The sequence below is a fragment of the Variovorax sp. Soil_C_26 genome, from assembly GCF_057657075.1.
This window is the reverse complement of sequence record NZ_JBDGJC010000007.1, coordinates 66,727-84,837: the sequence shown is the minus strand read 5'-3', so window position 1 is coordinate 84,837 and position 18,111 is coordinate 66,727. Positions and strand designations below refer to the sequence as shown.

General features: G+C 70.9%; 12 protein-coding genes. 8 read left to right on the top strand and 4 right to left on the bottom strand.

Annotated elements, in window-relative coordinates; translation table 11 throughout:
• Positions 1-71: 71 nt before the first annotated feature.
• Positions 72-1,346, bottom strand: a complete 1,275-nt coding sequence (locus AC3A6G_RS20030) for a cation:proton antiporter (protein ID WP_487861318.1) — start codon at positions 1,344-1,346, stop codon at positions 72-74.
• Between the two features lie 195 nt (positions 1,347-1,541).
• Positions 1,542-1,937: a Co2+/Mg2+ efflux protein ApaG gene (gene apaG / locus AC3A6G_RS20025; RefSeq protein WP_487861319.1), complete on the bottom strand. Its 396-nt coding sequence runs from the start codon at positions 1,935-1,937 to the stop codon at positions 1,542-1,544.
• Positions 1,938-2,000: 63 nt separating this feature from the next.
• Between apaG and rpe the strand changes: the two genes are divergently transcribed.
• Positions 2,001-2,696 (top strand): ribulose-phosphate 3-epimerase, encoded by a 696-nt coding sequence (rpe, locus tag AC3A6G_RS20020; protein WP_487861320.1) that lies wholly within the window; start codon positions 2,001-2,003, stop codon positions 2,694-2,696.
• A 12-nt stretch (positions 2,697-2,708) separates the two neighbouring features.
• Here the strand turns inward: rpe and AC3A6G_RS20015 are convergent, their stop codons facing one another.
• Positions 2,709-2,978, bottom strand: coding sequence for a hypothetical protein (locus tag AC3A6G_RS20015; protein ID WP_487861321.1), 270 nt, complete (start codon positions 2,976-2,978; stop codon positions 2,709-2,711).
• Positions 2,979-3,139: 161 nt separating this feature from the next.
• Here AC3A6G_RS20015 and AC3A6G_RS20010 point away from each other — a divergent pair, with 161 nt between their 5' ends.
• Positions 3,140-4,144, top strand: coding sequence for a M14 family metallopeptidase (locus AC3A6G_RS20010; RefSeq protein WP_487861322.1), 1,005 nt, complete (start codon positions 3,140-3,142; stop codon positions 4,142-4,144).
• A 65-nt stretch (positions 4,145-4,209) separates the two neighbouring features.
• Entirely contained in the window at positions 4,210-5,133 is a 924-nt protein-coding gene (gene ligD, locus AC3A6G_RS20005) for a non-homologous end-joining DNA ligase (RefSeq protein ID WP_487861323.1), read from the top strand.
• Positions 5,134-5,139: 6 nt separating this feature from the next.
• Here ligD and AC3A6G_RS20000 read toward each other — a convergent pair whose 3' ends face one another.
• Entirely contained in the window at positions 5,140-5,955 is an 816-nt protein-coding gene (locus tag AC3A6G_RS20000; protein ID WP_487861324.1) for a transglutaminase-like domain-containing protein, read from the bottom strand.
• 288 nt (positions 5,956-6,243) lie between these two features.
• On the opposite strand from AC3A6G_RS20000, the gene AC3A6G_RS19995 reads away from it, so the two are divergent.
• From AC3A6G_RS19995 to AC3A6G_RS19975, 5 genes are all read left to right on the top strand, one after another.
• Entirely contained in the window at positions 6,244-6,411 is a 168-nt protein-coding gene (locus tag AC3A6G_RS19995; protein WP_487861325.1) for a hypothetical protein, read from the top strand.
• Entirely contained in the window at positions 6,408-8,594 is a 2,187-nt protein-coding gene (gene katE, locus AC3A6G_RS19990) for a catalase HPII (RefSeq protein WP_487861326.1), read from the top strand. The genes AC3A6G_RS19995 and katE overlap by 4 nt, the downstream gene beginning before the upstream one ends.
• A gap of 158 nt (positions 8,595-8,752) precedes the next feature.
• The gene (locus tag AC3A6G_RS19985; protein WP_487861327.1) at positions 8,753-10,918 is read left to right on the top strand and encodes a CHAT domain-containing protein; all 2,166 of its coding nucleotides are present in this window, start codon (positions 8,753-8,755) and stop codon (positions 10,916-10,918) included.
• Positions 10,908-12,617 (top strand): ShlB/FhaC/HecB family hemolysin secretion/activation protein, encoded by a 1,710-nt coding sequence (locus AC3A6G_RS19980; RefSeq protein ID WP_487861328.1) that lies wholly within the window; start codon positions 10,908-10,910, stop codon positions 12,615-12,617. The genes AC3A6G_RS19985 and AC3A6G_RS19980 overlap by 11 nt, the downstream gene beginning before the upstream one ends.
• A 2-nt stretch (positions 12,618-12,619) precedes the next feature.
• Complete coding sequence (locus AC3A6G_RS19975; protein ID WP_487861329.1) at positions 12,620-18,097, top strand: two-partner secretion domain-containing protein; 5,478 nt, start codon at positions 12,620-12,622, stop codon at positions 18,095-18,097.
• Positions 18,098-18,111: the final 14 nt, after the last annotated feature.

The window sequence follows — 18,111 nt, the reverse complement described above, 5'->3', positions numbered from 1 at the left end:
CGGTGCCGAACGCACGTCGTCGCTGTCGATCATGTTGTGCAGGTTGAGCTGATCGGGGGGCATGGCGGCATTCATCGCTGCGTGTCCTCCGTGGTGCTGAAGGCCTGCGGCGTCCAGGGCACCGAGCTCTCGCCGACCGCATGGATGGCCACGGTGGCGAGCACCGCGCCCAGCACTTCCATCAGCAGGATCGAGGGCAGCGCCACCTGCGTGATCATGGTGCCGAGCAGCGGCGAGGCGCTGGTGAAGTTCGATGCGATCAAAAGCGCGATCGACGAGAGCGGCGACATCGCGCAGCCGACCCAAAATGCCTGCTTCCAGCTGGCCCCGCTGCCCGGGTTGGCGATCGCCACGCCCGCGATCTTGGCGACCAGGCGAATGCCGATCACAGCCAGCACCACGCTCGCGACCGGCAGCGTCCAGTCGGCCTGCGCCGCCACCATCGACACCAGCACGAACATCAGCATGGTGAGCAGCGACGCGGCCGTGCCGAGCTGCCGCTGCCAGGCCCAGGGCTTGGGATTGAGCGACTTGAGCAGCACCCCGCCGATCAGTGCCGCCAGCGGCGCCGAGCCGCCGAAGTGGGCCGTGAGCGCGGTGCCCGCCGCGATCAGCGCGATCAGCAGGATCGAGGTGTTCTCGCTCGTCGGGCTCATGAAGCGCAGCGCCATGCGCAGCGCGAGCGCGAGGATGCCGCCGATCACGAACGAGAGGCCGAGCACCACCGCCACCGGGTAGAGCTTCTGCAGCAGGGTCTGCGGCGCGCGCTCGATCAGGCCCGCCTGCGCATAGCCGAGCGCGAGCGCATAGAAGGTGTTGAGCGTGGCGAGCGTCATCGCGCGCTCGGTCACCGGCCCCGAGGCGCGGGTGTCCATGATCACGCGGCTCAGCACCGCCGGCGACGCCACGATCGCCATCAGCGCGATCGGGTTGGCCACCGGATCGGGCAGGCCCAGCAGCTGCAGCATCCAGAGCACGCCGAAGTAGGTCAGCGTGGCTTCGAGCAGGCTCTGCACCAGCACCATCGGGTTGTGGCGGAACCAGCGCAGCGGCAGCCGGCCGCCGGCCTCGAACAGCACCACGGCGGCGCCGAGTTCGAGCAGGAAAAGGCTGATGCCGCGCAGCGGCCAGATCGCGCCTTCGAAGCCTGCGAAGCCGAACAACGCGCCCACGGCCGAATAGCCCACCACCTTGGGAAAGCCCAGGTAGCGCTGCACGAGGTGGCCCGAGGCTGCGGCCGCGGCCAGCAGCAGCGACCAGAGCACCGTGGGCAGCCCGGCCGAGGGGCGCAGCCACTCGGACCAGAAACCCAGCAGGTCGTTGATTAGATTCGTCGTCAGGTTCATGCAGTCAGGAAGAAACGGATGGCGGGCCCGGCGGTCGGTGGGAAGCGAAGCCCCCGAGGGGCCTGCGCGCTAGGTGGACCCGCGGCGGTCGCGTGCGGCGCCTGGAAATCGCCCGCTCCGGGTTTGTACCGCATGGCGGTGACCGCAGAGTGCAGGACAAAGGCGGTTTCTGTCCAGCCCCGGGGGTGTGGTATCTCAGTGCAGCACGCGGGAAACCGGCGCGCCGCCGACATCGGCCTCGAGCACGAACATCGGGATCGGCACGTCGAAGCGCTCGCCGTCCTCGGTCACCACGAAGTAGCTGCCGTGCATCGTGCCGCTCGGCGCCTGCAGCCGGCAGCCGCTGGTGTAGCGGAAGCTCTCGCCCGGCGCGAGCAGCGGCTGCTGCCCGATCACGCCGAGGCCCTTGACCTCCTGGGCATGGCCGGAGGCATCGTTGATGAGCCAGTGGCGCGCGATGAGCTGGGCGCCCATGCGACCCACGTTGGTCACGGTGACCGTGTAGGCAAAGGTGTAGACCTTGTCCTTGGGGGAGGACTGGTCTGCGAGGTAGCGCGGCTCGACCTGGACGCTGAAGGGGCTGTTCGACATGCGCGCGATGGTAACTGGCCGGCGGCTTTCCCGATCCGGCGTCGGGCTGCGACAATTGCCGCCATGAGCACGCCGTTCCGCATCGCCCCCTCCATTCTTTCCGCCGATTTCGCGCGCCTCGGCGACGAACTGGCCCGGGTCATCGCCGCCGGTGCCGACTGGATCCACTTCGACGTGATGGACAACCATTACGTGCCGAACCTGACCTTCGGCCCGATGGTGTGCAAGGCGCTGCGGCCCCACGCCAAGACAGCGGACGGCGAGCCGGTGCCGATCGACGTGCACCTGATGATCCAGCCGGTCGACGCGTTGGCCGCAGCGTTTGCCGAAGCCGGGGCCGACTACATCAGTTTCCACCCCGATGCGTCGCCGCACACCCATCGCAGCATCCAGGCCATCAAGGCCGCGGGCTGCAAGGCCGGGCTCGTGTTCAACCCGGGGCTGGGGCTCGAGGCGCTCGACTGGGCGATCGACGACATCGACCTGATCCTGATCATGAGCGTGAACCCGGGTTTCGGCGGGCAGAGCTTCATCGATTCGGCGCTGCGCAAGATCGAGCTTGCGCGCCGGCGCATCGAGCAGAGCGGGCGCGACATCCGGCTCGAGGTCGATGGCGGCATCAAGGCCGACAACATCGCGCGCGTGGCCTCGGCCGGTGCCGACACCTTCGTGGCCGGCAGCGCGATATTCAATGCCAAGGACTACGCTGCGGTGATCGCGCAGATGCGCGAGCAGCTCGCGGGCGTGGCGCCGCGCTGAGCGCCGCGCCGGTCAGGGCTTGACCTTGTCGTTGTAGACGCGGTCGGTTTCGGCGCCGCGGCTGGTGTCGACCACGCCGCGCTCCACGTCGTCATGGCCTTTGCGGCCCACCTCCACCTGCTGGCCGTCCTGCGGCTCCTGACTGTCGGACGACTGGTCGCGCTCGTGCGGCAGGCGCGGTGCCGAGTCGCCGCCCTGCTGGACCTTGGTGTCGCCCCCGCCGGCATCGCGCAGCGGATCGTCGGGGCGGGCCGGGCTTCTGCTGTTGTTGTTGTTGCTCATGGCATGGTTCCTTCGCACGGTAGCTGGTGTTCGCCCAAGGCTGCATCGGCGCCGTGCCCTGCGCGGTAGGACACGCGAGGCACGCGCTGTAGGTGCCGCGCGGCGCTATCGAATCGAGAGCGTCTTTGCGCGCGGCCAGGCGCTCCGCAATAATTCCCCGGATGTCTTCCGATCCCCTTGACGCCGCCGCGGCGACCGACAGCCTGCGCATCCATGCCTTCGCCTCGCTGAACCCCGGCCCCCGGCTGCTCGTCGTGGGCGGCGTGCATGGCGACGAAACCTGCGGCACGGCGGGTATCGAGCGCGTGCTGGCCGAACTCGACGGCGGCGCGCTGCGGCTGCAGCGCGGCCAGCTCACCTTGGTGCCCGTGGCCAACCCGCTCGCGCGGCGGCGGCTGCAGCGCGAGGGCCAGCGCAACCTCAACCGCCTGTTCAAGCCGAGTGCCTCGCCGTCCGACTACGAGGCGCGCGTGACCAACCTGCTGTGCCCGCTGATCGAGCGCCACGACGTGCTGCTCGACCTGCATTCGTTCCAGAGCGCGGGCGAGGCCTTCGCGATGATCGGCCCGCGCGACAACACCGGTCCGCTCGAGCCGTTCGCGCGCGCCACCGAGGAAGGCCTGCTCGCGCTGCACCTCGGCACGCCGATCGTGGTGGAGGGCTGGCTCGACATCTATGCCGCCGGACTCGCGCAGCGCGCCGCGGGCGGGGCGGTGACCGAGCACGAGATCGACTTCGGCCGCGGTACCAACGAGTACATCCGAAACTGCGGCGGCTACGGCGTCACGCTCGAATGCGGCCAGCACCAGGACCCGCAGGCGCCCGAGGTGGCGTGGCGCGCGATCCGCCGTGCGCTCGCGCTGCTCGGCATGGCCGAGCCGCCGCCCGGCCCCCCGCCCGCACCGCCGCGCCTGCTGCTGCGGCTCGCGAGCGTGGACTATCGGCTGCATGAGCACGACCGCTTGGTGCGCGACTGGGCCACCTTCGATGCGGTGCAGCGCGGCGAGCCGATCGGCATGCGCCACGACGGCACAGCGGTGAACGCGCCCGACGACGGCTTCATCGTCTTTCCCAACGCGCTCGCGCAGCCGGGTGCCGAATGGTTCTACTTCGCACGCCCGAGCGAGCGTGTGCTCGGCCCGGCAGGCCCCGCCGCCGCCGCCTGAACCCTACGGCCGGCGCCGCCGCGCTCCTACACCCTGCATACGACGCGCGCGCAGAGTTCGGGCGCATGGCAGCTTCCATCAACGGCCCTTCGTCGCCAGCAGCCGGCATCCAGCTGCCGCGCATCACCCACGCCGAGCGCGTGATCGACGCCGCCACCGGCATCACCAAAGGCGATCTGGTGGCCTACTACGCCAGCGTGGCGCCGCTGATCCTGCCGCACCTCAAGGGCCGGCCGGTCGCACTGGTGCGCGCGCCCGACGGCATGGACGGCGAGCTGTTCTTCCAGAAGCACGCGCAGCACAGCGAGATCGCCGGCATCAAACTGCTCGATCCGGCGCTCGACCCGGGCCACGAGCCGCTGCTGCAGATCGACACGGCGCGCGCGCTGCTCGGCGCGGCCCAGTTCAACACGGTCGAGCTGCACACCTGGAACGCCACCTCGCGCGCGCTGGCCAAGCCCGACCGCATGACCTTCGACCTCGACCCCGGCGAGGGCGTCGACTGGCCGTTGATCCAGGAGGCCGCGCTGCTGGTGCGCGTGCTGCTCGACGAGCTCGGCCTGCCGTCGTTCCTCAAGACCAGCGGCGGCAAGGGCCTGCACGTGGTGGTGCCGCTGCGGCGCGATTTCGGCTGGGACGAGGTGCGGGGCTTTTCGCGCGCCATCGTCGAGCACCTCGCGCGCATCGTGCCCGAACGCTTCGTCGCCAAGAGCGGACCGCGCAACCGTGTGGGCCGGATCTTCGCCGACTACCTGCGCAACGGCTTCGGCGCCACCACGGCCGCTGCCTGGTCGGCGCGCGCCCGCCCCGGCATGGGCATTTCGGTGCCGCTCGACTGGGAGGAACTGCCCGACCTTGCCGGTCCGGCGCACTGGACCGTGGCCAACGCCGCTGAGCGCCTGACCGTCGGCAATGCGCCGTGGGACGCGATGGAGAAGCGCCGCACCGGGCTGCGCCGCGCGATGGAGATGCTCGGCTACATGCCTTAGGCCACTTTAGGCCACTTCCTGCGTCGTCACCTCGAAGCGCTGCAGCGTGTTGGCGCCGAACACCATCGTGATCGGCACGTCGGCCGCATCGCGCCCATGTGCCAGCAGCACGCGCCCGATGCGCGGCGTGTTGTGGCGTGCATCGAAGGTGTGCCAGCGGTCGCCCAGGTAGACCTCGAACCAGGCGCTGAAATCCATCGGGTACGGCACCGGCGGCACGCCGATGTCGCCCAGGTAGCCAGTTGCGTAGCGCGCCGGGATGTTCATGCAGCGGCACAGCGCGATCGCGAGGTGCGCGAAGTCGCGGCACACGCCGGTGCCCTCGCGGAACGCGTCGAGCGCGGTGCGCGTGGGGCGCGCCCGGCCGTAGTCGAAGCGCAGGTGCCCGTGCACGAAATCGCAGATCGCCTTCACGCGCGGCCAGCCCGGCGCCAGGTTGGCGAAGTTGTTCCAGGCGAAGGCGAGCAGTTCGCTGTCGACCTCGCAATAGCGGCTCGGCAGCAGGAAGCGCAGCGTGGACGTCGGCAGGTCGGCCGCCGTGTGCTCGATCGCGCTGAGGTCCACCGGATCGGGGGTGCCGGTATCGAAGATCACGGCATGGTTGTGCAGCCGCACGCTTGCCACGCCCGGTGGAACCTGCACCCGGGCGCAGTGGTTGTCGTAGCTGTCCAGGTAGTGGTCGGTGACGAGCGGCGGGCTGATGCTGATGTTCTCGCCGCCCTGCAGATCGCCCGCGCGCGTGGGATGCACCTGCAGCATGTAGATCAGCGCTGTCGGTGCAGTGACCGCCAGCTCGATGTCGAAGCCGATCCTGATCTGCATTTTGACGATCCCCCGTTGGATGTGTATGACCACCGATCCTAAGGGCCGGCCGCGCCCGACCGGCGGGGGCAGAGACGCGAAGCGACGTAGGCGGCACGCTGTCGGCGCGCTCCTACTCCGGGGGCGCACGCTTTCCGACATGCGCGGGCGAGCCGCCACTACGGGTAACAGTGTGAGAAAAACTTAATCTTTGTCACGCTCGCATTCGCCCCCGCCGCCATCTCTGCGCGGACCTCAGGAGGCTGCGGCGCAAGCACCGAGTTTTCACACTGATCTGCTGGAGCAATCATGGATTTTGCGTCGCTGTTCGATTCACTCACCGGCGCGTGGGGGGATGAAATCCTGTTCTGGGTGGTCGCCGCCGTGGCCGGCTTCATCTGCCTGATCGCGGTGGTGAATGTGCTCGACATGTTCCTCGACAATGAAGTTGACCCTCCCGTGAAAGACCCTCGATGACGCCTCAGAACAAGGCCGCCGCCGGGCGCCGCTCGAAGGCCTCGGACGCCGGCAACGCCAAGCAGCAGCAACTCGACGGCTTCACGACCGACCAGGCGCCCCAGCTGACGACCAACCAGGGTCTTCAGATTCCCGACAACCACAACTCGCTCAAGGCGGGGTTGCGCGGGCCGACGCTGCTCGAAGACTTCATCCTGCGCGAGAAGATCACGCACTTCGACCACGAGCGCATTCCCGAGCGCGCGGTGCATGCGCGCGGCGCGGCGGCGCACGGCTATTTCCAGGTCTACAAGTCGATGTCGCAGTTCACCGCGGCCGACTTCCTGCAGGACCCGGACGCGAAGACGCCCGTGTTCGTGCGGTTCTCCACCGTGGCCGGCTCGCGCGGTTCGGCCGACACCGTGCGCGACGTGCGCGGCTTCGCCGTCAAGTTCTACACGCGCGAGGGCAACTACGACCTCGTCGGCAACAACATCCCCGTGTTCTTCATCCAGGACGCGATGAAGTTCCCCGACCTGGTGCATGCGCTCAAGCCCGAGCCGCACCACGAGATGCCGCAGGCCGCGAGCGCGCACGACACCTTCTGGGACTTCGTCTCGCTGATGCCCGAGAGCACCCACATGCTGATGTGGGCCATGAGCGACCGTGCCATTCCGCGCAGCTACCGCATGATGGAGGGCTTCGGCGTCCACACCTTCCGCTTCATCAACCACCGTGGCGAGAGCCACTTCGTGAAGTTCCACTGGAAGCCGAAGCTCGGCATTCATGGCCTGGCCTGGGACGAGGCGCAGAAGATCGCGGGCAAGGACCCCGACTTCCATCGCCGCGACCTCTGGGAGGCGATCGAGCATGGCGACTTTCCCGAGTGGGAGCTCGGCGTGCAGCTGGTGCCGGCCGACCGCGCGCAGTCGCTCGGCTTCGACCTGCTCGACCCCACCAAGCTGATTCCGGAGGAAATGGTGCCGGTGCAGCGCATCGGCCGGCTGGTGCTCAACCGAAACCCCGACAACTTCTTTGCCGAGACCGAGCAGGTGGCCTTCCACCCGGGCCATGTGGTGCCCGGCATCGACTTCAGCAACGATCCGCTGCTGCAGGGCCGGCTGTTCTCGTACACCGACACGCAGATCTCGCGCCTGGGCGGCGCGAACTTCCACGAGCTGCCGATCAACAAGAGCGTCTGCCCGTTCCACAACTTCCAGCGCGACGGCATGCACCGCCAGACCATCGCGCGCGGCCAGGTGTCGTACGAGCCCAACTCGCTCGGCGACGGCAAGGAGTTCCGCGTCGATGGCGGCAGCGTGGGCTTCCAGTCGCACCCCGAAGAGATCGAGTCGCCCAAGCTGCGCCGGCGCAGCCCCACCTTCGACGACCATTTCACGCAGGCGCGGCTGTTCTTCAACAGCCAGAGCGCGGCCGAGAAGGAGCACATCGTCGCGGCGTTCCGCTTCGAGCTCTCGAAGGTCGACGTGCCCGCCATCCGCCAGCGCATGGTCGACAACCTCGCGCACGTCGACGAGAAGCTCGCGCGGCGCGTGGCCGAGCCGCTGGGCATCGGCGCACCCGACGCCAAGGCGGCCGCCGGCCGGGCCGGATTTCGCGAGCACCGCATGACGCTGCCGATCGAGGAGTCGCGTGCGCTCAGCATGGCCGACACCGGCGACGGCACGGTGCGCACGCGCCGCATCGCGATCCTCGCGGCAGACGGCATCGACTCCGCATCGCTCAAGCCGATCCGCGATGCGCTCGAGCAGTCGGGTGCGCAGTGCAAGGTGGTCGGCGCGCGCCTGGGCACCATCGCGAGCGCATCGAAGCGGCAGATCGACGTCGACATGACCTTTGCCAATGCGCCGTCGGTGGTGTTCGACGCGGTACTCGTGCCGGGCGGCAGCCTCGGGATCTCGGCGCTCGCGGCATCGGGCGACGCGGTGCATTTCGTGCTGGAGGCCTACAAGCACTGCAAGGCCATCTGCACGGTGGGCGAGGGCGTCCAGCTGCTGTCCAGGCTCGGCATCGCCGCCGATGCGCAGCAGGCCGAAGCGCCGCCGGGCGTGGTGATCGCGGCGACGCCGGTCACCAACCTCGGCGACACGACCGCGGCGACGCAGATCGCGCAGGCCTTCATTGCCGCGATCGCGAAGCACCGGCACTGGGACCGGACCGACATCGATTCGATCCCCGCCTGAGCACCGCAGGGCGACCCTAGTCCATTCGCGCTAGGCCGTCCTGCAAATAGGCGCCGCGCGGGCCCGCTCCTAGACTTTCCGCACGAGGCCCGAAGGCGCGCATTCCTGCCGCGCCGCTTCCCGCAACCGCGGGTGCATGGGCCGCACGCGGGGGTCCAATGACGTGGTTTTCGAGAACGGGATGGGGGCGCTCGGCCCGTCGTGGTGAAAGGCTCGCGGCCGCGTTCGGCGCGGTGGGCCTCGCGGTGCTGCTGCTGGCGGTGCACTCACCTTCGGCAAGGGCCCAGGCGGCACCGAACGCCGAGGCCGCAGCCGGCCGGATGGAGCAGGCGCGGCTCGCCGACACCGACACCCTGCTTGCGCTGACCAGCGAGGGCGCGGTGCTCTACGGGCAGGACAGCGTCAAGCTCTCGGGCTACCAGTACTGCAGCCAGGCGGTGGCGTTGGCCGAGGCCGGCGAATTCCGCCAGAGCGTGCGCGCCGCGAGCAAGGCGCTGCACCTGGCCGATGCCACGCGCGATCCGAACCTGCTCGCCATGGCGCACCGCGACCTGGCGATCGTCTACAGCTATTCGGGGCAGCTCGACAAGGCCGAGCAGTTCGCGCGCGAGGCGCTGCGGCATCCGGCCCGCGATCCGAAGCTCGTCGTCGGCCCGGTGCACAAGGTGATCGGCGACGCGCGCACGCGGCGCGGCGACCATGCCGGCGCGGTGCTCAGCTACGACGAGGCGCTGGCCGGCAGCTCGGCCCGCTACGCGCCGCTGGTGCAGGCCTCGCTCGTCAATGCGCTGATCGAATCGGGCGACGCGGCGCGCGCCCGCGAGGTGCTCGCCACCATCGCGCCGCCGAAGGACGCACCGCTCGCGGCACAGCTCGACCGCACGCGCGCCCGCCTGCTGCTGGCCGAGAACCGACCCGCCGAGGCCCGCGACCTGTACCGCACGCTCACGGTGCGGCAGGCCGGCACCGACGCCGACTACTACCGCCTCTGGGCCTGGGACGGCCTCGCGCGCAGCGAACTCGCGCTGGGCGACAAGCAGGCAGCGGCCGAGGCCGCCGCGCAGGCGCTCGGCAGCGTGGACCGCGTGCGCGCCAGGTTCCGCAGCGAAGAATTCAAGATGGGGCTGTTCTCCGACCTGCAGACCGTGTTCGAGCGCGCCGTGGCGATCTACAGCGATGCGGGCGATGCCGGCCGCGCCTTCGAGGTCAGCGAACGCAGCCGCTCGCGCGCGCTGCTCGATGCGGTGCGCGGCCGCGCGAAGATCCACGAGCGCGCCGCGACCACCATCGACCTCGCCACGCTGCAGGCGGCGCTCGCGCCCGACGAGCGCGTGCTGCAGTTCCACTCGCTGCCCGACCGGTTGCTCGTCTGGGTGGTCGGCCCGGCCGGCATCAAGGCGAGCACCGTGGCGCTGCCGCGCGAGGAGCTCACCGAACTGGTGGAGGTGTTCCGCAACTCGATCGTGCGCGGCCGCCGCGCGGCGGTTGCCAATGCCGACAAGCTCGGCGCGGCGCTGATTGCGCCGCTGGGCCTGGTGCCGGGGCAGCGGCTGGTCGTCGTGCCGCACGGTGCGCTGCACTACCTGCCGTTCCAGGCGCTGCGCACCGACGGGCGCTACCTCATCGAGCGCCATCCGGTGGCGGTGGCGCCCTCGATCAGCATCGCGGTGCAGCTGGCGCAGCGCACGCCGCGCGTGAGTGCCGCGCTCACCGCCTTCGGCAATCCGCGCATCGAGGACAAGTACGACCTGCCGGGCGCAGAGGTCGAGGTCAAGCAGCTCGCACAGCTGTTCCCGCGCAACACGGTCTACATGGGCTCCGCGGCCACCAAGACGCAGTTCCGCGACGTGGCCGCGCGTTCGCCGCTGATGCACGTGGCGGCCCATGCCGAGGCCGATGCGGTCGATCCGCTGTATTCGCGCATCCTGCTTGCGAACGAGGGCGGCCGGCAGAATTTTCTGGAAGCGCACGAGATCCTCGGCCTGCCGATGGAGGGCACCGCGCTGGTCACGCTCTCGGCCTGCGAGTCGGGGCTCGGGCGCATCGCGCAGGGCGACGAGGTGCTGGGCTTCACGCGCTCGTTCCTCTCGGCCGGCAGCTCGAGCCTGATCGCATCGCTGTGGCCCGTGTCGGACGACGCGACCGCGGTGCTCATGGGCACGCTCTACGGCGAGCTCGCCAAGGGCCGCGATCTGCAGAAGGCCGTGCAGGCCGGCCAGCTCGCGGTGCTCAAGGACCCGAAGATGGCCCATCCGTTCTTCTGGGCCCCGTTCAATCTGATCGGCAACTGGCGCCTCACCGTGGATGCTGCACATGCGCTCTAGTCCCCGCTCCACCCCCGTCGCGCTCGCGGTGTCGGCGCTGTTCGGCGCGACCCTGTTCGTCGCCGCCCAGAGCGCCCAGGCCAGCGAGACCGAAAGCACCACGCTGCTGCCGACGCAGAACCCCTGCGCCGCCTGCGACCGCCCGCTGGCCCAGGCCGGCGGCAGCGCCGCGCCGCAGAGCCTGCCGGCGAGCCCGCCACCGAACCAGGCCTCCTTCAAGCTCGAGGACCTGCGCCTCAACGGCGTGAAGGCGCTGAGCAACGAGGAGCTGCAGGCGATCACGGCACCCTACATCGGCCGCAACGTCACGCTCGGCGACCTCGAAGGCCTCGCGCAGGCCATCACCGCGCACTACAAGGCGCGTGGCTACTTCCTTGCGCAGGCCGTGGTGCCGGTGCAGACCGTGCGTGACGGCATCGTCGAGATCAGCGTGATCGAGGGCCGGCTCGGCCGCGTCGACGTGGTGGTGGCGCCCGATGCGCCGGTCGCCGAATCGCGCGTGCGCGGCTTCCTCGCGCCGCTCGCGCCCGGCGAGGCCGTCAACGCGCCGGCGTACGAGCGCGCGATGCTGCTGCTGTCGGACCAGCCCGGCCTCAAGGTCTCGTCCGCGTTGCAGGAAGGCACGCAGCCCGGCACCACCGACCTGTCGGTCGAAGTGGCCGCGGCTTCGCGTTGGGCCTTTTCGGCCGAAGCCGACAACCACGGCACGAAGGAGTCGGGGCGTTTTCGCTTCGGCGGCACCGCGCGCTGGCTCAGCCCGTTCGGCATCGGCGACAACCTCGACATGCGGCTCATGGTGTCCGACAGCAACGCGCTGCAGTTCGGCCGCGTGTCGTACGAGGCGCCGATCGGCACCAACGGCCTGCGCGCCGGCATGGGCCTGGCGCGCGTGAACTACGAACTGGGCGGGCAGTTCGCCGACCTCGAGGCACAGGGCCAGGCCGACGTCTTCGACGTGTCGCTCAGCTATCCGTTGATTCGCCAGCGCCAGCAGAACCTGTTTCTGCGGCTGACCGCCGACGTGAAGGACCTGACCGACGAACTGCGCGGCGTGGGCTTCAGCGCCAAGAAGCGGGTGCGTGGCTTCGGCGTCGGCTGGACCTGGGAGCGGCGCGACGAGCTGCTCGGCGGCGGCTACTGGGCGAGTTCGGGCACGGTCTACCACGGCGACCTGTCGATCCACGACCCCGGCAGCCGCGAGGCCGACCAGGGCTTCGGCGGCCGCCGCACCGAGGGCGGCTTCACCAAGATGAGCTTCCAGCTCTCGCGCCTGCAGTCGATCGTGCCGCAACACTCCCTCTACCTCTCGGTGGGCGGCCAGTGGGCCAGCAAGAACCTCGACGCGTCCGAGAAGCTCGCGCTCGGCGGCGCGCGCGCGGTGCGCGCCTATCCCTCGGGCGAGCTGCTGGTCGACCAGGGCGTGATCGGCACGCTCGAATGGCGCTGGTCGGTCAACGAGGCGTTCACGCCCTTCGCGTTCTACGACGCCGCGCGCGGAAAGATCGCGCGCCATCCCACGCTCTTCGACGGCGACAACACCCACAGCCTGCGCGGCTTCGGCCTGGGCGTGAGCTGGGCGCGGCCCGGCAACTTCTCGGTCAATGCCACGCTGGCCTGGCGCGACGGCACGCCGCGCGCGCAGACCGATGGCGGCGGGCGCAACCCGCGCTTCTACATCCAGGTTCAAAAGGCATTCTGACCATGAAGCCCCGCACCTCCCAGCACCTTCTTCGCACGGCCGCGCGCCGCCTGCGGCTGCGGCCCGTGGCACTGTCGCTGATCTGTGCGGGCGCTGCGCCCGCGATGGCGCAGGTGCTGCCCACCGGCTTCACCGTGGTCGGCGGCAATGTCGCGATGACCCAGGCTGGCGGCCTGATGAACATCGCGCAATCGACCCAGCGCGGCATCGTCAACTGGACCACCTTCTCGATCGGTGCCGGCGGCATCGTCAACATCCAGCAGCCGAACGCCGCGAGCGTGCTGCTCAACCGCGTCACCGGCAACGAGACCTCGTCCATCGCCGGCCAGCTCAATGCCAACGGCCGCGTGTTCCTGGTCAACCCCAACGGCGTGCTTTTCAACAGCAGCGCGCAGGTCAATGTCGGCGGCCTCGTCGCCTCCACGCTCGCGCTCGCCACCAGCGACAAGAGCTTCATGGACGGCGCCACGAACCTGGTGTTCGAACGCGCCGATGCCAATGGCGCCACCGTGCGCAACCTCGGCAGCATCCAGGCCAATGGCGGCCCGGTGGTGCTGATGGGCGCGGGCGTGGCCAACGAAGGCGCCGGCGCCAGCATCACGGCCGACGGCCAGTCCATCGCGCTCGCCTCGGGCCGCAGGATCACGCTCGACCTCGTGGGCGACGGCCTCACGAACATCGCGATCGACACCAGCGCGATGGCCACCAACGCCTCGGTCGCCAACACCGGCACGCTGCGCGCCGATGGCGGCCGCGTCGTGATGGTGGGCCAGTCGACCACGCTCAACGAACTCGTGGTGAACCAGGCCGGCACGGTGCGTGCGCGCAGCGTGGGCCTGCAAAACGGCGAGATCGTGCTCGGTGCGGGCGCCGGCAACGACGTGCGCGTCGGCGGCACGCTCGATGCCACCGGCACCGCGGCGCGGGGCGGCCGCATCGACGTGACCGGGGGGAGGGTGCGCGTGGAAGGCGCCACGCTCGATGCGAGCGGCGACGCGGGCGGCGGCACGGTGCGAGTCGCGGCGAACGCCGGGCTCGCCGTGGCACCCGACGCCATCGTGCGCGCCGATGGCCGCACCGGCAACGCGGCCGGCGGCGAGATCCGCCTCGGCGCGACCAACTCGGAAACTTCGCTCGACGGCATGCACCTGTCGGGCACCCTCTCGGCCAACGGGTCGGGCAGCGGCGCGGGCGGTCTCGTGAGCGCCGGCGCGACCGCCGTGGCGGTCGGCAGCGACCTCGCGGTCTCGGCGTCGGGCGGCGCCGGCGGCGGCGCCAACGGCCGCTGGGAACTGCGCTCCGGGCGGCAGATGGTCGTGTCGAAAGATGCCCCGGCCTACGACCCCGGCGGCTTCTTCGACGGCACTGCCAGCGGTGCGAGCCAGGTCCATGGCGGCGCGATCGGCGCGGCGCTGGGCCGCGGCACCGACGTGCTGCTGCAAAGCAGTGCCGACGATCCCGAGGTCGGGCGCCAGATGTACGGCGTGTACTTCGACACCGGCAGCCAGGTGGTGAAGGGCGAGGGGCGCGACGCCGCGCTGCGCGTCGACTCGGCCACGGGCATCGGCATGTTCACGGGCTCGGCGATCCAGTCGAAATCGGGCGCGCTGCACGTCGACTTCAACGCCGACGCCTACGGCACCGTGCCCGGCCCCGGCGATGCGCCGCTGGCCTCGGGCATCGGCGCGCCGATCCGGCTCGACGGCGCGGTCATCGAAACCAACGGCGGCAACGTGCGCCTCTATGGCCAGAGCGACGCCGTCAACGGCCGCGCCATCGGCCATGCGCCGCGCTTCGACGAACCCACGGCCGGCATCCAGCTCACCGACAGCCGCATCTCCACCTGCGCAGCCGACGCGACCGGCTGCAGCGGCAGCGGCGGCAGCATCAGCCTGCGTGGCCAGGGCCAGACCCAGGTCGCGAGCGGCTTCTTCTCGGCCAGCGCCGGCGTGGTGCTGGCGAGCGCCGAACTCCTCACCGGCACTGGCCGCATCGAGGTCGACGGCGTGGGCGGTCTGATGGCGCGCGGCGTGGAAGTGCGGCCGAGCGACGACTTCAGCGCACTCGCCCCCGCGCCCGGCTCGCGCAGCCGCATCGTCTCGGGCAGCGGCGACATCGTGCTGCGCGGCAGCACGCGCGGATGGAACGAAGCCACCGACCCGATCGGCACCTTCGGCTTCGGCGCGACCGGCGGCGGCGTCGCGCTGCAGGATGCCGACATCGCCACCGGCGGCAACGTGGCCATCGACGGGCGCGGCGCCAACCTCGATGCGCTGCTGGCGAACGAGGAGTTCCGGAAGCTGGCGGCCTCCGCCACCATCAATGCCTCGCACGGCGTGGTGATCGACGGCAGTTCGGTCGTGGCCGGCAATGGCCGCAGCCTCTCGGTGAGCGGCACGATGGGCAGCGCGGGCCTGCAGCTCGACTTCCTCGGGGTGCCGGTGCCGCCGCCGGCCGGGCTCGACGAGGACCTGACCGCGGCGGCTGTCTGGATCCGCGCCGATGGCGAGGGCCAAGGGCTGCGCGCCGACGGCGGCCAGGTGGTCGTCGACGGCCGCGATGGCGACGTGCTGCTCGAGCGCGGCAACCAATCCAACGCCCTGCTGAGCGCTGCGAGCGCCACCGGTGCGGGCGGCTCGGTCAGCGTGACCGGCCGCAACATCTACGCCGGCAGCTTCTCCGATGGCGAGGGCACACTGGCCGACGCGAGCGGCGCGGCCGGCGGCGGCAGCGTGCGCCTCGAAGCCACGGTGCGCAGCGCCGACAACAGCGGCGGCATGCTCTCGGTCGATTCCAGCCTCGCGATCCGCGCCGACAACACCTCGGCCGCGGGCGACGGCGGCAGCATCGTGCTGCTCGCGGGCAACAGCCTGCGCGCGCACGGCAGCCTTTCGGCGCGGGCCGGCGCGGGCGGCGGCAACGGCGGCTTCATCGAGACCTCGGGTGCGGCGCTCGACCTGCGCGGCATCCGCGTCGATGCGGCGGCACCTGCGGGCCTCGCGGGCCAGTGGCTGATCGATCCGTACGCGATCTCCATCGTCAGCGGCACCGCCGCCGGCTCGCTGCCGACCAACCCCTTCGATCCGGTGGCCGCGTCGGTCATCCAGGACGGCGACATCAATGCCGCGCTCAATGGCGGCGCCAACGTGAAGATCACCACGGGCACCGGCGGTGCCGGCAGCGGCAGCATCTCGCTGGCCAACGACGTGCTCGTCGACTACGACGGCGCGTCGGGGCCGCGGACCTTCGAGCTGGCGTCGGCTGGCAGCATCCAGGCCAACGGCACCGGCACGGTGATCCGCTCGTCCGGCGCGGGTGCGCTCGACGTGGTGTTCGACGCGGGCGTCAACGCGGACGGAACGCCGTCGGGCAACAGCGGCTTCATCGTCTACAACGGCAGCATCGACACCCGCGGCGGCGACGTCACGATGACGGCGCACGGCAATGGCACGTCCACGAGCGGTGCCATCTTCATGGGCGATGCGCAGGTGCAGACCGACGGCGGCGCCGTCACGCTGTTCGCCGGCCAGCCCGGCGCGCCTACCGGCTACATCACGCTGGCCGACACCGTCATCGACACGCGCGTGGGGCAGAGCGATGCCGGCGCCGGCGGCGACCTGCAGATCGCGGGCGGCAACGTGACCCTGGCCGGCGTGAACCTCGCCACCTCGACCGGCGATATCGACATCCGCGGCAGTTCGGCCGACTGGCAGAGCGGCGTGGTCATCACCGATGGCCGCGCGCCGTCGACCATCTCGACCACCACCGGCAGCATCACGGTGCAGGGCGTGGCGCGGCGCCAGGCCTCGTCCACCTTCGCGGGCGCGCACGGCGTGCTCGTCAACGGCGGCAGCAGCATCACGAGCGGCAGCGGCGACATCGTGCTGCGCGGCTACAACTTCAACAATGCGCCGACCACCGGCGACACCGGCGTGCGGCTCGAGAACGGCGCGCGCCTGGCCACCACCGGCGGCGGCGACATCGAGATCAGCGGCGCTTCGCAGAACGGAGGGGCGGGCGTCTCGATCGAAGCCGGCGGCGGCGTCAGCGGCCCCGGCGCGCCGCCCAGCGTGCAAGGCAGCGGCAACGTGGTGCTGCGCGCCATCAACGACGGCAGCGCCGATGCGATCGTGATCGGCGCGCCCGTGAGCGCCGCCAATGCAATCAACCTGCGCCCGGGCGGCATGGATGCGAACTTCGCGGCCTTCGATGCGACCGGCGCACCGATCGTGCTCGGCGGCGCGGGCGGCGGCGGCTTCTCGGTGTCGAGCGGCGAGTTCGCGCAGCTCTCGGCCCCCACGATCGTGGCCGGCAGCAGCACGCACGCGGGCGACATCACCGTGGCCGGCGCCATTGCCACGCCGGGCGCGCTCACGCTGCAGAACGAGGGCGGCGGCAGCATTGCGCTGAACGGCGCGGTCACGGCCGCCACCGTTGGTCTGCTCGCGGGCGGCAACATCGCGCAGTCTGCGGCCGGGGCGATCACCGCGGGCACGCTGCTGGCGCGCTCGGACGGCGGTTCGGTGGCCCTGGACTCCGCGGCGAACGACGTCGGCACCGTCGGCGGCGGCGCGGAGGGCGGCTTCCGCTACGTCGATGCGAATGCCGTCACCATCGGTCCGGTGGCCGCCGCGGGGTTCGACCCCGCCGCCAACCTGCCGACCGTCGCCAGCGCCGGCTCCATGGCCGCCAGCACGGTCTTCGTGCGCACGCTCTCGGGCGACCTCACGCTCGGCGCCAACGTGAACGCGGCCAGCACCGACCTCGTCGCGGCCGCGCGCTTCCAGAACCCCGGCGCCTTCGCGATCGGCGGCGGCAACTGGCGCGTCTGGGCCGACACCTGGATCGGCGAGACGCGCGGCGGCCTCGCGGGCTCCGGCCCGCTGCCCAACCTGTACCACTGCGCCTACCTGGGCCTGTGCACCGTGACCGTGCCGGCCGGCGACAACCATTTCATCTACGCCCGGCAACCGGTCGCGACCGTGACGATCGGCGATGCCTCGCGGCCCGCGGGCGCGCCGAACCCGAGCTTCACCTACAGCGTGACCGGCTTGATCCTCGGCGACGACGCATCGAGCTTCAGCGGCACGCCCGGCACAGCGGCGAATGGCGCGAGCCCGCCGGGCACCTACCCGATCGACGGGGCCTTCGCCTCGGCCGCCGGCTATGCGGTGAACGTGGTGCCGGGCGAACTGCGCGTCGATCCGGGGCCACCGCCACCGCCGCCGCCGCCACCGCCCGTGGTCTTCGAGCGACCCGACCTGCCCTCGGTGGACGTGGTGCGCGAATTGCCATCGACCTACCTGTACGACCGCAACATCGGCCCGGCACCGATCTGCCTTGCGACCGGCCCGCTCGACGGCGACCGCGCGTCGCAGGACGGCGACGTGCTCGCGCGCGAATGGACCCGCGTGCGCTCGCGGCCCAACCTGCTGAGCTGCGTGAACACCGAGCGGCGCAATGGCTGCGCGGACTTCTGACGCTGAGCGCGCGC

Excerpts from the sequence above, each read along its gene's own strand:
- katE (WP_487861326.1), top strand. The coding sequence starts at position 6,408 with ATGACGCCTCAGAACAAGGCCGCCGCCGGGCGCCGCTCGAAGGCCTCG.
- apaG (WP_487861319.1), bottom strand. The coding sequence starts at position 1,937 with ATGTCGAACAGCCCCTTCAGCGTCCAGGTCGAGCCGCGCTACCTCGCA.
- AC3A6G_RS20000 (WP_487861324.1), bottom strand. The coding sequence starts at position 5,955 with ATGCAGATCAGGATCGGCTTCGACATCGAGCTGGCGGTCACTGCACCG.
- AC3A6G_RS19995 (WP_487861325.1), top strand. The coding sequence starts at position 6,244 with ATGGATTTTGCGTCGCTGTTCGATTCACTCACCGGCGCGTGGGGGGAT.
- AC3A6G_RS19975 (WP_487861329.1), top strand. The coding sequence starts at position 12,620 with ATGAAGCCCCGCACCTCCCAGCACCTTCTTCGCACGGCCGCGCGCCGC.
- AC3A6G_RS20030 (WP_487861318.1), bottom strand. The coding sequence starts at position 1,346 with ATGAACCTGACGACGAATCTAATCAACGACCTGCTGGGTTTCTGGTCC.
- AC3A6G_RS20010 (WP_487861322.1), top strand. The coding sequence starts at position 3,140 with ATGTCTTCCGATCCCCTTGACGCCGCCGCGGCGACCGACAGCCTGCGC.
- AC3A6G_RS19980 (WP_487861328.1), top strand. The coding sequence starts at position 10,908 with ATGCGCTCTAGTCCCCGCTCCACCCCCGTCGCGCTCGCGGTGTCGGCG.
- ligD (WP_487861323.1), top strand. The coding sequence starts at position 4,210 with ATGGCAGCTTCCATCAACGGCCCTTCGTCGCCAGCAGCCGGCATCCAG.
- rpe (WP_487861320.1), top strand. The coding sequence starts at position 2,001 with ATGAGCACGCCGTTCCGCATCGCCCCCTCCATTCTTTCCGCCGATTTC.
- AC3A6G_RS19985 (WP_487861327.1), top strand. The coding sequence starts at position 8,753 with ATGACGTGGTTTTCGAGAACGGGATGGGGGCGCTCGGCCCGTCGTGGT.
- AC3A6G_RS20015 (WP_487861321.1), bottom strand. The coding sequence starts at position 2,978 with ATGAGCAACAACAACAACAGCAGAAGCCCGGCCCGCCCCGACGATCCG.